Annotated in this window: 10 protein-coding genes and 2 tRNA genes; 8 read left to right on the top strand and 4 right to left on the bottom strand. The window is 63.5% G+C overall.

The features are described from left to right. Window positions 1-46: 46 nt before the first annotated feature. The 3 genes from JJ896_14040 to JJ896_14030 all read left to right on the top strand — a co-directional run bounded on the left by JJ896_14040 (window position 47) and on the right by JJ896_14030 (window position 1,717). Window positions 47-123: transfer RNA gene (locus tag JJ896_14040), tRNA-His, on the top strand. A 33-nt stretch (window positions 124-156) separates the two neighbouring features. Next, a tRNA-Glu gene (locus JJ896_14035) sits at window positions 157-229 on the top strand. A 522-nt stretch (window positions 230-751) separates the two neighbouring features. Continuing rightward, on the top strand, window positions 752-1,717 hold the full coding sequence (locus tag JJ896_14030; protein ID MBO6780769.1) for an NAD-dependent epimerase/dehydratase family protein: 966 nt from the start codon (window positions 752-754) through the stop codon (window positions 1,715-1,717). A 17-nt stretch (window positions 1,718-1,734) separates the two neighbouring features. Here JJ896_14030 and JJ896_14025 read toward each other — a convergent pair whose 3' ends face one another. Further along, on the bottom strand, window positions 1,735-3,483 hold the full coding sequence (locus tag JJ896_14025) for a T9SS type A sorting domain-containing protein (protein MBO6780768.1): 1,749 nt from the start codon (window positions 3,481-3,483) through the stop codon (window positions 1,735-1,737). Window positions 3,484-3,556: 73 nt separating this feature from the next. On the opposite strand from JJ896_14025, the gene JJ896_14020 reads away from it, so the two are divergent. The 5 genes from JJ896_14020 (at window position 3,557) to JJ896_14000 (ending at window position 9,600) form a co-directional block, all read left to right on the top strand. Next, the gene (locus JJ896_14020) at window positions 3,557-3,907 is read left to right on the top strand and encodes a hypothetical protein (GenBank protein MBO6780767.1); all 351 of its coding nucleotides are present in this window, start codon (window positions 3,557-3,559) and stop codon (window positions 3,905-3,907) included. Between the two features lie 37 nt (window positions 3,908-3,944). Next, the gene (locus tag JJ896_14015; GenBank protein MBO6780766.1) at window positions 3,945-5,243 is read left to right on the top strand and encodes a M20/M25/M40 family metallo-hydrolase; all 1,299 of its coding nucleotides are present in this window, start codon (window positions 3,945-3,947) and stop codon (window positions 5,241-5,243) included. A 3-nt stretch (window positions 5,244-5,246) separates the two neighbouring features. Then, on the top strand, window positions 5,247-6,110 hold the full coding sequence (locus JJ896_14010) for a mechanosensitive ion channel family protein (GenBank protein MBO6780765.1): 864 nt from the start codon (window positions 5,247-5,249) through the stop codon (window positions 6,108-6,110). Next, window positions 6,111-7,115, top strand: a complete 1,005-nt coding sequence (locus tag JJ896_14005) for a Type 1 glutamine amidotransferase-like domain-containing protein (GenBank protein MBO6780764.1) — start codon at window positions 6,111-6,113, stop codon at window positions 7,113-7,115. 79 nt (window positions 7,116-7,194) lie between these two features. After that, window positions 7,195-9,600 carry an FAD-dependent oxidoreductase gene (locus tag JJ896_14000; GenBank protein MBO6780763.1) on the top strand — a complete coding sequence of 802 codons (2,406 nt, stop codon included), beginning with the start codon at window positions 7,195-7,197 and terminating at the stop codon, window positions 9,598-9,600. 77 nt (window positions 9,601-9,677) lie between these two features. Here the strand turns inward: JJ896_14000 and JJ896_13995 are convergent, their stop codons facing one another. From JJ896_13995 to JJ896_13985, 3 genes are read right to left on the bottom strand one after another with little or no spacing between them, the layout of a single operon-like run. Then, window positions 9,678-10,547: a hypothetical protein gene (locus JJ896_13995; protein ID MBO6780762.1), complete on the bottom strand. Its 870-nt coding sequence runs from the start codon at window positions 10,545-10,547 to the stop codon at window positions 9,678-9,680. Then, window positions 10,544-12,805, bottom strand: coding sequence for a TonB-dependent receptor (locus JJ896_13990; GenBank protein MBO6780761.1), 2,262 nt, complete (start codon window positions 12,803-12,805; stop codon window positions 10,544-10,546). Before JJ896_13990 ends, JJ896_13995 begins: the two co-directional genes overlap by 4 nt. Before the next feature lie 22 nt (window positions 12,806-12,827). Next, window positions 12,828-15,104, bottom strand: a complete 2,277-nt coding sequence (locus tag JJ896_13985; protein MBO6780760.1) for a TonB-dependent receptor — start codon at window positions 15,102-15,104, stop codon at window positions 12,828-12,830. Window positions 15,105-15,106: the final 2 nt, after the last annotated feature.

The following is a 15,106-nucleotide window of genomic DNA, read 5'->3' as shown; positions in this document are numbered from 1 at the left end:
GGAGACTCCGGGTTCACGGACGATATATTATCAGTCTTGCTCCACGGTGGCCGTAGCTCAGTCGGTTAGAGCGCCAGGTTGTGGCCCTGGAGGTCGGGGGTTCAAATCCCCTCGGTCACCCCAATGAGTCATGCCGCCGACAGGAGCTGGCTCAATGCCGCGTTCGTCTAGGGGTCTAGGACGCCGGCCTTTCACGCCGGTAACACGGGTTCAAATCCCGTACGCGGTACTCTGCACGCCCCGATCCAGCTAAACCTGGATCGGGGCGCGCTATTTTCGGGAATGGGGGGATTCGAACCCGTAGCGGTTCACACGAGCTATAAGCACGCGCAGCGTGCGCATGCGACTGACGGAGGGCCCCTTGGGCCCGGAGTAAATCCCGTACGCGGGGTGACTCCAGCGTGACGCACCCCGAAAGCACGCTTCCCTCCGCCCATCGGAACCGAGGCGCGCTGAAAGGTTCACAACGCCCCCGATTTAGAACCTCTGCCCGCGTTTCGGGCGCTGAAAGGTTCACAACGCCTCCGATTTAGAACCTCTGCCCGCGTTTCGGGCGCCGAAAGGTTCACAACGCCCCCGATTTAGAACTTCTGCCCGCGTTTCGGGCGCTGAAAGGTTCACAACGCCCCCGTTTTAGAACCTTTGCCGCCACGACCGGGCCATTCCAAAGAGGGGCGAGGAGGCCTGATCAGGGGAGGCGCTTTCCTCATCGCACACGATATTGGCCGTCCCCGCACTCACACCCAGACCCATGCGCTACTTCCTGACCGGCGCCACCGGCTTCCTCGGCGGCGAACTGGCCCGCCAACTTCGCGCCGCAAGCCACGACGTCATCGCCCTCGTCCGCTCGCCTGAAAAGGCCGGGCCGCTCAGGGAGATCGGAGTGCACATCGCCCAGGGGGACATCACGGACCATGCGTCGCTGCACGACCCCATGAAGGGTTGCGACGGCGTGTTCCACTGCGCAGCCTGGTACGCGGTCGGCACCGACAGCTCCCGCGCCCACGCCATCAACGTCGGCGGGACCCGGAATGTGCTGGAAACCATGCGCGACCTCGGCATTCCGAAGGGCGTCTACACCAGCACGCTTGGCGTCAACTCCGATACCAAGGGCGCCATTCGGGACGAGTCGTACCGATACGAGGGCGGGGACTTCCTGAGCGTGTATGAGGAGACCAAGTGGCGTGCCCACTACGAAGTGGCGATTCCCATGATGAAGGCCGGGCTCCCTCTGGTCATCGTCAATCCCGGGATCATCTACGGGCCGGGCGATACCAGCCAGCTGGGGCAGATCCTAAAGGATGCCATTCGCGGGAAACCGGTGGCCCTGCCGGATGAGCCCTCAGGCGGGTGTTGGAGTCACGTGGAAGACGTGGCCCAGGCGCACATTCTGGCGATGGAGAAGGGCACTGCGGGCGAGACGTACAACATCAACGGGCCGATACACACCTTCAAAGAGGCGGTCAGGACGGCAGCCAAAGTCGGCGACGCAAAGCTGCGAGCCATGTGGGTGCCGCCGACCGTGCTGCGGGTGATGGCACCGGTAATGGATGTGATCGGCTCCGTAATTCCGCTACCGACGGAAATGGCTGGAGAGACACTCCGTGCTTCGGCCGGCGTCACGTACTTCGGCGACAACAGCAAAGCCCGCCGGGATCTGGGCTACGATCCGCGGCCGATCGACACGGGGTTTCGGCAGACGTTCGGCGGGGCCTGATCGGCGAGAACTACGCTTCAGCGCGTAACCACCACGGACCGCACAACCCGCCCCTGCTCCGTCTCCAGGTGCAGGAAATACACGCCCGGGCCGAGAGCCACATCACTGCGCCAGACGCGGCGCTGCACACCGGCCGGAAACACCGAGCTCCAGGACTCTCCGACGCGACGCCCCAGACTGTCAAACAGAGTCATCTGAACCCGGCTCGCCTGCTCCAGCGATAGAGTCGCGGTAAACACCGACGACGCGGGGTTGGGATACACGGTGAGGTCCATGTCCAGGTCCGCCGGCAACTCTATCGCAGTCATCTCAGTGAGTATCCAGCCCTTTGCCGCTTCGATCACGGTGTCGACTCCGTTGGCAGCGTCTTCCCGCGTAAACCAGACTCGCTCGTCGGGCAGGAGGGGGGAGTGTGTGAGGTACTCGTGATTCGACACCAGGTACTGGGCGCTGTTGGCCCGGGAAACGAACCACTGAGTATGCCCGAGGCTGATGAAGTCGGAGCCGGTGTTGCCGCCCGCGGCCGGTAATCCGAAGACCCGCGCCTCCGGATGAAACGACATCCGCCGTGCCTCCAGTTCGCCGGCCGAAATAGATCCGGGTCCGATCAGAATGGCGATGGGCTTGTCGAAGTACGTAGCAGGATCGCCCCGAATCACAAGGTTGAACTCCCTGCGGCTGGGATCGGGCTCCATCTCGAGGTGCCCGCCGCCCGCCACTCGCCGGTCGAAGCCAACCGTGGGCACCTCGGTATTGAAGAGGAGCTGCAGCCCCTCTCGTGCCAGCGCACCGCCTCCGGTGTTGAACCGGAAATCGAAGATGATGCCGTCCACGTCATGCACATGCATCATCTCGTCCACAGCCTGCTCAAACCGGGCCCGGATATCGAACTGTGCGTCGAACGCCCATGAGGTCACCGTGACCAACCCGATGTTGGTGCCGTCGATCACGCCCCAGCCGACCCGATCACCGGCGCCGCGATCCGGCCACGGCACACCGGGAGGAGCGATCTGGTCCTTGCCCCAGATGGTCGCGGTTTGCCCGGCCAATTGAGAGGTCGGAATCTGAACCGTTTCTCCGCTGGAGTACTTGACCACGGTCATGGTCTCAAACAGGTGCCAGTTCAGGCCGGCTGCCTGCATGATGTAGTAGTAGTTGACCTCGTCCGTATTGCCGTGCACGGGGTTCAGAAACAGGGGCAGTTCGGCATCCAACAGCCGCGGGTAGATGTCTACCCAGCGCTCGCCGTCGAAGCCGATGACCACATCGCCCGGAACCAGACCGGCTGGATGATTGGGGACGGTCTCATAGACCAGCAGGGTCGAGTCTGGCAGCACAGACAGGTTGGCCCCGAAGCGGCGATTGTCGCCGTACGAACCCACCACCATCATGGGCACCCCACGATTCATGGGGGTGTTGCGCACCCGGTTGTCCCACAGGTAGGTGTGCAGCTCCTTCAGGCCGAACGTGAAGTGGGTCATGATCCCCGAAAACCTGCCGGCGCTGACACCGGCCTGAACTTCCGGCCGGTAGCGAGAGCGCATCTCCTGGATATCGAGATCGATGCCGTGGAATCCCCCGAACCTCAGGTTGATCTCATTCCACCAGGCGTCGAAGACGCGCAGCTTGAGTGAGGTCTCGTCTCCCGCTCCCCACTGTGCATCGATGGCGGATCGCCACTCTTCGGCGGTGTACTGAGCATTCTGTGCCTGCGCGGTGGGCGCGGCAATCAGAAGCGTGAGGAGCAGAATGGGGGCGACACGCATGACAATGAAAAAGCAGGCTGCGGGCAGGAGTGCGCGCGTATAATGAGGTCGGTGGACGAAACTCCTGCATGACATGAAGCGCTTTGGTGTTGGCCTGCTGACCGCGTTCGTGCTGTTGGCCGTCGCAAACAAGCTGATGGACCCGGTGCCCATCGCAGCGGCAACCGCTGTCTTCGGGGGGCTGATCGCGCTGTGGACCACCAGGGCCGGGGCGATGGGATGGTTGGTCGTCGGCACCATCATCGGACTGGCCCTGGGTGTCGTGCACCACCTGTATATCCACAACGCCGGGCTGAGTCCGCAGCCTGCTGATGGTGTGCCTGCGCACCTCGCGCAGGAAGGTGCGGTGGCCCTGGGAATCGCCGTGGCCATCCTGGCGGTCGTCAACCTGATTGACGGCAGATTGACGCGTCAGCAAGCCTAGTCAGGCCCGATATTCCCGACTCACCTTCCCTGCTGCCATGCGCCTGCTGATCCCCCTCCTGATTCTCCTCCTGGCTCCTCCGGTTGCCGCCCAGACAACGGCCACCGAAGACCGCATTCTAGACGAAGTCGCCAGTCGGGCCGATGCCGCCATCGATCTGCTGGAAACGGCCGTCAACCTGAACTCGGGCACCATGAACTTTGATGGCGTGCGTGCCGTCGGTGAGCTCTACGCCCGCGAGTTCGACGCGATCGGTCTGGAAACCGAGTGGGTCGACGGCAGCGGGTTCGATCGCGCCGGCCACCTGATTGCCCGCCACCAGGGTAGCGGATCAGGGCCACATCTGCTTCTGATCGGGCATCTGGATACCGTGTTCGAGCCCGACAGTCCCTTTCAGCGATTTGAACGTGATGGGGACCGTGCGGACGGACCGGGCGTGGTCGATATGAAAGGCGGCAACACGGTAATTGTGCACGCCCTCGGAGCACTCCGGCGAGCAGGGGTGCTCGACGGCATCACGCTTACCGTGGTGTTGACGGGCGATGAAGAGCGCAGCGGCCGTCCGCTCGATGCGGCCCGTAAGGACCTGATCGATGCGGCCCGAGATGCCGACATCGCGCTGGCATTCGAAAACGGAGATTCAAATCCGCGTACAGCCGTGGTCGCACGTCGGGGCTCTACCGGCTGGAAGCTCACCGTCAAGGGCACACCTGCGCATTCGAGTCAGTTGTTTCAGCCGACGGTGGGCGCTGGAGCCATCTACGAGGCCTCGCGCATACTGGCCGGGTTCTATGAGGCATTGGCCGGGGAGCAGAATCTGACCTTCAACCCGGGGTTTATTGTCGGCGGTACCGAGGTCAGTCACGACGCATTTTCGGCCGACGGCACGGCGTTCGGCAAGAACAACGTGGTGGCCGAGCACGCGATCGTCACCGGGGACCTGCGGGCTATTTCTCTTGAGCAGCTTGAGCGCACCAGAGAGCGCATGCGCTTTGTGGCGCGCCACAATCTACCGGGGACCGAGGCCACCATCGAGTTTGACGACGGCTATCCGCCGCTGGCACCGACGGAGGGCAACTACCGTTTGCTGGCCCTGTTCGACGAGGTGAGCCGTGACCTCGGCCACGGACCGGTGGCCCCGGTGAACCCTCGGAACGCCGGTGCGGCGGACGTGTCCTTTACCGCCGGGCTCGTGGAGATGGCCATCGATGGGCTCGGTCCGGGTGGGGGAGACGACCACACGGTGGACGAATGGATTGACCTGCCCACGCTCGAAATGCAGACCCGGCGTGCAGCCATCCTGATCTGGCGCCTGGCCGGATCTGACAACTCATAGATCATGGGCGAATTCGTTGACGGTGTGCTGACACGGCTCCAGGAGCAGTTTCAGCTCGATTCCATCGCCGAGGCACTCGGCGTGCTGGCCGCAAGTCTGGTGGTTGGCATGGCGGTTTTTGCGGCCTTCTATCTGGTCTGGCGCCTGCTGGATCTGGTGCTTCGGTCCATCATCAAGCGGTCCTCCCGGATCGATGAAACCTCCGCCAGCTTCCTCAAGACCGCGTTGAAATTCCTGGTGCTGACTCTGGGCGTTGTCCAGGCGCTTGCGGCCACGGGGATCGACACTGGTGCCGTGGTCGCCAGTCTCGGTTTGGCCGGCCTGACCATCGGTTTTGCGGCTCGCGATGCCCTTTCCAACCTGATTTCGGGCATTCTGATTTTCTGGGACCGCCCCTTCGTGATCGGCGACCTGGTGGAAGTCGAGGGTCACTACGGCCGCGTGGATCAAATCACCCTGCGCAGCACGCGTGTGGTGACCGTGGACGGCAAGATGCTGGCGGTGCCCAATACAACGATCATCAACAGTACGGTGACATCGTACACCAACTTCCCGCATCTGCGGCTGGACGTAGCAGTCACGGTTGACGTAAGCGAAAACCTGGACCACGTGCGACGGATTCTCCTGGCCCTGGTCCGAAAGCAGGACGGGTTCATGACGGAGCCGCCGCCCCGCATGGTCGTCACGGCCCTCAATGACTACAACACGGAGGTCATGTTGCAGGCCTGGATCGAGGATGAGCGGGAGCACATCAAAATGCGGTTTGAACTGAGGGAGCGCATCTTTGAGGCGCTGAATGAGGCAGGCATCAACATGCCGTATGAGACCATTCAGCTTGCCCCTGTTGAGGTCAGACAAGTCGGCTAGATGCGATCAGCCCTGCTTCTCGGTGCGGTCCTGATCGGCTGCGGCTCGAGCCCGGTCGTTCCGGAGGAGAGCACAGATCCCCCGGTGCCTCGAGAGTGCCCCGCCATTTCCGGCGGCGCGGAGACATTCGATCTGGCGGGAGGTTTGGCCGATGCACGCCGAGCACCGCATCGCACCATAGTGCTCATGGGAGGCGGGCGCGAGCATGACACGGCCTCGCGGCGGTTTGTAGAGGCCGCAAACGCGGGCGATGTGCTGGTGCTGCGGGCATCCGGCTCGCTCACTTCCTACCCCGAATATTTCGGGCAGCAACTGGACGCGGACCCCGCGCCGCGCACGGTGCGCACCATCAAGGCCGTCGGCGCGGCGGGCGGCGACGCGGGCGTACTGTGCAAGGTTCGGGGGGCGGAGGCCATCTGGCTCGCTGGTGGAGACCAGTGGCGCTACCTGGGCGGCTGGCCGGACACCCTGCACGAGGCGATATCGGCCAGGGCCGACAGTGGCGCGGCCATTGGGGGTACTTCTGCCGGCGCGATGGTGTTGGGAGAGGCCGCATTCGACGCCCGCAACGCCAGCGTGACCTCGCAGGAAGCCCTCGCGGACCCGGACGGGCTTGGCGTGACCATTATGCGGTCGCCCGTGGCGCAGGATGAGCTGGCTGGAATCCTTGTGGACACGCATTTTTCCGAGCGCAATCGAGAGGGGCGCCTGCTCGCGTTCATGGCGCGCTTCCAGGCCCTGGTGAGCCGCGACGAGATTCACGGGCTGGGGCTGGACGAAGGCGTGGCCGTCACTATTTCGGCGGATTCCTTGGGCGTGCATTCCTCGGGTGGCGCGGCCTGGTTCTATCGGGCGGCGTCGCGCAGTACGACAGATTCGGGGCCGCTCGAATTCCCGCTGGTTCTCCGTCAGGAGCTACCGGGCGGTTATGAGGGCGTGTGGCCGCCGGATCCCGCATCGCCCACACCCGACACCCTTCGTGTGATCGGAGGTGCCATTCGCTGACCGGCCGGAAGCCGCCGGCAACCGGCCGGCTGTGCAGACGGCTCGCGCAACGGACCGGTCCGGTGGGCATACCCCTGCAATGATCGAACTTCCGCCTCATCTCAAGGAACGAACGCGCATCCTCCAGGATGGTCATGCCTCCACCGGAGAGTTCGTGCTGTACTGGATGCATCATGCGATGCGGGATCATGAGAACCCGGCCCTGGACGTCGCGCGGGTGGCGGCGGCGACCCTGGGTAAACCCCTTGTGGTGTGGTCGGGCCTTGCAGGGGAGCACCCGCACAACAATGACCGGCACTTCACCTTCATCCTCGAGAGCGCGCGGGAAGTACATTCGGCGCTGACCCGCGACGGGATCTGCGCGGCATTCTTCCTGCCTGAAGACCCTTCCGAGCCGTCGCCGCTGAGGCGGTTGTTCCGACGCGCGGCATTTACCGTCGTGGAGGATTTTCCGGTGCCGCCGTTTCCGAGGTGGACGGATGGGCTGCTTGATGACGCTTCGGGACCAGTGGTCGCTGTGGACGGCCACTGCATCGTGCCGATGCAACTTGCCGGCCGACGATTCGACCGGGCCTTCAAGTTCAGGCAAGCCGTTGGCGCCGAATTCGATCGCCGTGTGGGCATGCAGTGGCCTGAAACGAGCCATCGGCCGCGGGAGGCCGATGGGCTCGAACTGGGAGAAGGCCTCGTGGATTGGGCAGTGCCGATTCCTGAACTGGTCAGCCGGTGCCGCATCGACCACTCCGTCGGCCCGGTCCCGGATACGCCCGGAGGGTCAGCCGCTGGCTATGGCCGCTGGAACCGCTTCCTGAAGGAAGGCTTGAGCGGCTACGCCCGCAAACGCAATGACGCTGGCGTCCCGAGTCCCCAAGGCGTGAGCCGGATGTCCGCCTACCTGCACTATGGCTGCGTGTCCCCTATGCGCCTTGCCCGGGAGGCAGCTGCGGCCGGTGGGAAGGGGGCCGAGAAGTATCTGGACGAGCTGTTCGTGTGGCGGGAGTTGGCCCACAACTATTGCTACCACACGCGGGGTCTGCGGGGCCTCACGGCACTGCCTGACTGGGCCCTTGACACGCTAGAGAAGCACAGAGACGATCCTCGCGACACGTACAGCGCCGAGGCCATCGAGCGGGCCGGTACGGGCGATGAACTCTGGAATCTCGCCCAGACCTCACTACTGCGAAACGGCGAGCTACACAACAATCTGCGCATGACGTGGGGGAAGAAGCTGGTCGAGTGGGGTCGCACACCAGAGGAAGCGCTCGCTTACCTCCTCGATCTGAACAATCGATATGCCCTCGACGGCTCGGACCCGAACTCCTACGGTGGCCTTCTGTGGTGCATGGGATTGTTTGACCGTCCCTTCCCGCCGGAGAAGCCGGTCCTGGGATTGCTGCGCCCGCGAAGCAGCGCGGCGCACGCGCGCCGGCTGGACATGGAAGCCTACGCGCAGCGCATCCGAACCCGGTTTGTCCGACCGACCGTAGCGGTGATCGGAGCCGGAATCTCGGGCCTTGCTGCTGCGCGCACCCTTCAGGACAATGGATGTGAAGTGCGCCTCTTTGACAAGGGCAGCCGGCCGGGCGGGCGCCTGGCGTCGCGCGCGGATTGCGATCATGGTGCTCAATACTTCACGGCGCGCGACCCGCGATTCGAGCGATGGGTGCGTATCTGGGAGGAGGCGGGCGTGGTGGCCCTTTGGAAGGGACGCCTCGGCGCGTTCGAAAACGGCACCCTGACTGACAAGCAAGGCGGACCAAGGCGCTGGGTCGGCACACCAACCAACAATGCTGTAGCTGGTCATCTGGCGGCGGATCTTCACGTAGTGACCGGCTCCACCGTGCGGCGTGTGGAGCGGTCCGTCAGCGGGTGGACCGTGCACGCCGAGAGTGAGTCGCGTTCGGACTTTGATGCACTGATAGTGACCGTTCCGCAGCCGCAGGCCTCATCGCTCATGCAGGCTTCGGGGCTGGATCAGCGCCTCGTTCCGGATGCCAGGATGCATCCTTGTTGGACAGTGGTACTCCGACTGGAGGCAGATCACGCATCGGAGTTTGACGGGGTCTTTGTCAACGATGGCCCCCTGTCCTGGATCGCCAGAAATTCGAGTAAACCAGAGCGGCCGGGCGAGGCTGTGTGGGTACTTCAGGCGGGCCCGAAGTGGTCCTCCGCACACCTGGAGGACGACCCCGAAGCGGTGGCCACCCATCTGATGCAGGCCGGAGCACGCGTGCTCGGCGAGCCCTGGCCCGCCGTCAACGACCGGTTTGTGCACCGGTGGCGTTATGCGCTGGGATCGGCCGACGAGTTCTCGGGTGGCGCCCACTACGACGCCGAGCATCGGTTGGCATTTGCCGGCGACTGGCTGAATGGTGGCCGGGTCGAAGGGGCCTGGCTCAGCGGCATCGCGGCGGCAGGCTTTCTCCTTCGGGACCAGCGCCTGAGTGCGTACCCGGCGTCCCAGGGCTCGCTTTTCCAGACATGAGGCCCGACAAGCCATGCGCTGTCTGCGGTTAACCCCGGAGATGCGCGAGGTGCGATCCGCTTCCGATTGAAACGCCGTTAGAAGTACGTACCCCGTTCACATTGGAACTGCAGGCCCTGGGCCAGTTGCGTGAGCTCGCCCCAGTCCTCTCGGGTGATGCTCAGGCCGCCGAGAAATCCCACTCCGTTCTCCACATTCGAGATCACGTCCGGCCGCGCGAGGGTTTCAGGATCAATGCCCTCCAGGTCCGGCCAGTCATCCGTGGAGGCCGCCAGAATGACTTCTGTAGACAGGACCAGCGGACAGGCTCCGTCGAACCGGGCCATGAGGTCCTTGTAGGGGAAAAAGGCGATTCCGAGGTCGGGCCCGATAGGTCCGACGCGCTGCAGAATTGACATGTTGACAATCTGTGGCTCCGCCTCCACTTGCGGCGGAAAGACCACGCGATACTTGAGCTGCAGGGCGGCCAGCTTCTCGACCTTGCGGATCTTGATGGCCTGCGTGAGGAATCGCAGCGGAGTGAAGGGGTCGCGCGGAATGATCAGCTCCATCTCGGGAATAGACTCGGGAATCTGGACCCGGACCGAGCTGGTGGCCCCGTCCGCACCCTGCACGGTTAGCCGATAGCCCCGACCGTGCTCCAATTCTCCAGAAGCCCACCAGTTGTAGGCGAAACGCCCGCCGACGAAACGGAAGAGGGAGTCCTGCATGCGCACCGTGCGCCCATCGACTTCGTGATGGAGCTCCACGGTGTAGTCCGGCGATTCGAACAGATTCAGAGCAAGGGAGTCCCTGAGCGGGGTGACCCGCACGTATTGTGTGTCCGCCTGAGCGTCCAGGTATCCCTGGATCGAGAATTGCAGTCCGTCCCGATCGAATGGGTCGATTGCCGTGTCACACGCGGCGACCGCAAGCCCGAGGAATGCTATCAGGAATATGCACCTCACAGCAGGTCCAACTTGATGCCGAGAATCGGGATGAGAGGGAGCTGGTCCACCCGGCGCACGGTAAAGAGATCGAAATAGAACAGGTTGTCGCGATTGTAGGCATTGATGACCCCGCCACGCAGCGTCAGCTGAGCCTTGCGGCCGGTTACCCGGCGCTCGACGGAAACGTCCAGACGATGGTACCCCGGGAGGCGTGCCTGATAGGGCTTGCGATAGAGGATGCGAGTCGTGCCGAAGTCTTCTCGCGGATCTGCCAGGGGGTCGAATTGCAACTGCTCGTCGAAACCGATGGGCCGTGTGTACGGCAGTCCGGAACCGTACTGCCACCGCACGCTGAGATCGAAGCCCGAAAGCGAGTATCCGATCAGTGCCTGGACCTGGTGGCGCCGGTCGTGAGGCGGGTTGTATTCCTGAACCGGCTCGCCAAACCACTCAAAAAACTGCTCCTGCTCGGCGCGGTAGAGCGTGCGTGAGAATCCGTAGCTGGTGTAGGCGTACCAGCGGGGACCGGTGTATTCAAGCCGCAGGTCAGCCCCGGAAGACGTTGCCTTGACCAGGTCCAGCGTCGTTGTGAACCTCGCAATCGTGCTCCAGATCGGCACCGGGAGCTCCCGCATGCGCTTGTGGAAGACTTCCGATGCGATGTGCCAGCGCGACGCCAGTCGGGTTTTGTAGCCCGCCAATGCATGGATGGCGCGCGCCTGCGCCCCACCTGACGGATCCGACATCCAGGCGATGAATGCACTGCCGGCATCGCGTTCGTCCGAAATGCCTACGAGAGTCTGGGTGTATCGCCCAAGCGCGCCGGTCACTTCGCCGCCAAACGGTGCGTTCCAGGCTAGGCGAAGCCGTGGTTCAAACGACGCGGGTTGATCCTTGCGAAACGTCACCGCAAGGCCCGGGCTGACCGAGGTCCTTGGTCCCAGTGCGATGGTTGACCAGACGTAGCCCCCGACATCGAACAGGAGATCGTTTTCCTCCTCAAAGACGCCGAACTGCTCCCCGAGGCGGAAGCCAAGCCAGCTCATGGAGGTGTGGAACCCCATGCCCAACTCAGACTCGTTCAGGAAGCGCGTGAGGTCGATGCCGAAATGCGCTCGAAGCGCGGACGAACTGCGCTCCGGATCGTCGCGATTCCCGACTTCATTGCTCACATGGGAGACCCCACCCGTGAGCTCAAACAGGTAGGGGGAGGCCGAAGGAAACGTGAGGCAGCGACCGCCGGTCAGGGTGTTGTTCCAGCGGAATACGTCATCGGACTCGTCGTCGGGATCTATCAGGCCTCTGTCCCAGGTGTGCAGTGTGGTCCAGGAGCAGGTGGCCCGGCTGCGGTCCGCCCGGTTGACTTTGAGGAAAATGTCGCCGAATGAGAACGGAAGCGCCTGATCGGAAAAGGTGCCAGAGACAGGCTCGATAACGGATTTGCGCACCGACGCCAGCCAGGAGGTCACACCCCGGGTCAACGGGCCCTCGGACGTGGCCGACATCAGGAATGGACTGAAGGCCAGTGAGGACCGGCTGTTGTTCACATCGCCCGAACGGGTCTTGACGTCAACCACGGCCGACAGGCGCCCGGAATAGCGTGCCCCGAACCCCCCGGCGTAGACGTCGGCGTAGGAAACGAGCTCTTCCGGGAACGCCGAAAAGAACCCGACGATGTGAAAGGGCTGGTACACCTGCAGCCCGTCCATGAGCACCAGGTTCTGCGATGGAGTTCCGCCACGGATGTACAGTTGCCCGCCACGATCACCCAGGAACACCACACTCGGCATGGCCTGCAGGTACGAAGCAAGATCCCCGGACACGTCGGGAGTCGGGATGCGCTGCAGATCCGAGCCACGAACCACCTGTAAACCGGCGTCCGTGGCGGCCATGCCTGCCTCGGCGGAAACAACGACTTCTTCCAGCTCTTCGGTGGCGGGACGCAGGGCCACGTTGAGGGTGTAGAAGTCGGCGTCCCCGAGGCGCACGGTATCCACGTGCGTTACAAAACCGACGAATGTGACCTCTACCCGGTAGGGGCCGGCCGAAAGATTCGACACCTGATAGAGCCCGTCTCCCCGGCTGACCGCTCCGTCAACCAGCCGGCCCTGCTGGAGCAGCCGCACGTTGGCTCCGGGGAGGGGCCGTCCGTCCGAGGCGTCCGTCACAAGACCCCTGACCGCGTGAGTCTGGGCGGTCGCCGGGGCCGCGAACAGAACGAGGCCGAACAGGAGCAGGATGCAGCTGATCCTGAGGGCGACGTGTTCTCGAAGCAAGTGCTCGGGCGGGAGAGGGCGGCTACCTGAAGGCGACCTTGATGCCCAGGCTGGGCACGAACGGCAGCTGGTCGGCGCGGCGAAGCGTGAACACGTCAAGATAGAACAGGTTGGCCCGGTCATACGCATTGATGACGGACGCCTGCAGGGTTACTTCGGCACGCTCGACTTCGAAGGAGCGGGCCACCGATGCGTCCATGCGATGATACGCAGGAAGCTCGCCGGAGAAAGGCCGCTCATAGATCACACGGCGACTGACGTCCACCTCGAATGGGTTGATGACGCCGTTGACCAGGGCAAACCCGTCAAACCCGACGACGCGACTGAAGGGCAGGCCCGAGCCGAATTCCCATCGCACGCTCACGTCAAACTCTTTGACCGTGGTCGAGGCCAGAGCGTTCACCTGGTGCCGGCGGTCATGGGGAGGCCTGAATTCGAGCGACTCCGTGCCGTACCAGAGGCGCAATTGCGCCTGTTCGGCGGCATATCGCGTGTTGGACAGGCCGTACGTCAGATAGCCGTAGAATCGGGGTCGTCGGATCTCCGCCCGGAGATCGAAGCCATAGCTCCGGCCCGTTGCCGGCTGCAGGTTGGTCGTAAACCGCGGATATGCCGTCCACTCGGAAATAAACAGGTTGTTCAGACGCTTGGCGTATGCTTCGGCCGACAACTCGATGCCAGCCGGCAGCGACGTGCGGTAGCCAAGCAGTCCGTGGATGGCGGTCTGCACGCGACCTTCGGAGACCTCTTCAAACCGCTCGCTGCGGGCAATGGCGTTGGTCCATGCCATAAAGACACTTGCAGCGTCTCGACGGTCGTACAGCCCGATCTCGGCCTGCTCGTAGTACCCGCCTGCCAGGCTGAATTCGTGGTTTCCACGCTCGTACAGAATCCGGAGCCGTGGCTCCAGAAACGGCTGAAAACGCACGTCAAAGAACTGGGCACGCAGGCCCGGCCGGACCTTCAGGTGCTGGTTGACGGCGTATTCAGGCTCCAGGTACAGGCCAAAATGCAGCAGCCGGTCACTCCTGCGTTCGAAGTTCTGGAACAACCCGCCCATATCGCTCTGCAGCTGCACGGTGCGCAGGCTGGCTCCGCCGTTCCATGTGGTTCGCTCACGGAAGAACTGCAGATCGATCATGGCGTGCCCGTTCTCGATGAACGTGGAACGGGACGGATCGTCTGCCGGGCCAAGCGAACTCTCCAGGCTGGAATAGGAGACGTTCGCCTCAAAGAAGACGGGGAATCGCCTTGGCAAAATCACATAGCGAGCGCCGATTCCGCGGTTCTCCCAGCGAATCTCCTCAGGCTGTACTTCTGAACCCAGGTCCTGGCCGAGCGTGCCCCGGTCGTGAGTGGACAGAGCGGTAATGGAGGCGCGCTGGTTGGAGTCGAACACCGCGCTCAGTTTGGCAAACGCATCGCCGAAGTCGAACGGCAGCGGCTGGCCCACAAGGTCGGCTGCAGCCTGCTCCACGAGTGACTTGCGCACGGACGTCAACAGCGTCAGCTTGCCGGGCACGATCGGTCCCTCCAGATGGGCCGCGCTGACAAAGGGAGAGACGGAGGCCGAACCTTCGAACTGGCGGTTATTGCCGTTGCGCGTGGAGACGTCCATTACGGACGAGATGCGCTCGCCGAACTTGGCCTTGAATCCGCCGGCGTAGATGTCCGCCCGATTGATGATTTCCGCCGGAAACGCGCTGTAGAATCCGAGGATGTGGAACGGTTGGTAGAGCAGGATTCCGTCCAGCAGCGCCTGGTTTTGGGACGGCTCTCCTCCACGCACAAAGAGCTGTCCGCCCCGGTCACCGGAGGAGACCACACCGGGAAGCGTGCGCAACAGCGTCGCCAGGTCACCCGAAACATCGGGCGCGGGGATCAGGTCGATGTCTTCCGGGCGCACCGTCTGCTGCCCCGCCGTGACGCGCGCGGCACCGGTGCTCCGCTCGGACTCAACCAGGATCTCATCCATGACCTCCTGGTCGGGCACAAGAGCGATGTTGACCGTGATTGACTGGCCTGTCGGCACAAACACGGTGTCAATGAAGGTCTCGTAACCGATGAAGGTCGCCGTCAGCTCGTAGGAGCGGGACGCCATGCTCGTAAGCACAAAGAACCCGTTCAGGTCGGTGACGGACCCGCGCCTGAGCTCTCCGTCGGCCCGAGCCACGACGTTCACGAATTCCAGGGATTCACCGTTGTCGGCATCGGTCACAAAACCACGGATGGACCCGGACTGGGCGGAGGCAAGCGGTGCGGCCAGCAACATGGCCGCCAGGAGGCTAAAAAACTTCACGG

The sequence above is a fragment of the Rhodothermales bacterium genome (genome assembly GCA_017643395.1).
GTDB lineage: Bacteria > Bacteroidota > Rhodothermia > Rhodothermales > UBA10348 > JABDJZ01.
Note: the sequence above shows the minus strand (reverse complement) of the source record. Positions and strands in the feature narration are given on the sequence as shown.

Coding starts and splice junctions, on each gene's coding strand:
- JJ896_14030 (MBO6780769.1), top strand. CDS start 752: ATGCGCTACTTCCTGACCGGCGCCACCGGCTTCCTCGGCGGCGAACTG.
- JJ896_14025 (MBO6780768.1), bottom strand. CDS start 3,483: ATGCGTGTCGCCCCCATTCTGCTCCTCACGCTTCTGATTGCCGCGCCC.
- JJ896_14020 (MBO6780767.1), top strand. CDS start 3,557: ATGAAGCGCTTTGGTGTTGGCCTGCTGACCGCGTTCGTGCTGTTGGCC.
- JJ896_14015 (MBO6780766.1), top strand. CDS start 3,945: ATGCGCCTGCTGATCCCCCTCCTGATTCTCCTCCTGGCTCCTCCGGTT.
- JJ896_14010 (MBO6780765.1), top strand. CDS start 5,247: ATGGGCGAATTCGTTGACGGTGTGCTGACACGGCTCCAGGAGCAGTTT.
- JJ896_14005 (MBO6780764.1), top strand. CDS start 6,111: ATGCGATCAGCCCTGCTTCTCGGTGCGGTCCTGATCGGCTGCGGCTCG.
- JJ896_14000 (MBO6780763.1), top strand. CDS start 7,195: ATGATCGAACTTCCGCCTCATCTCAAGGAACGAACGCGCATCCTCCAG.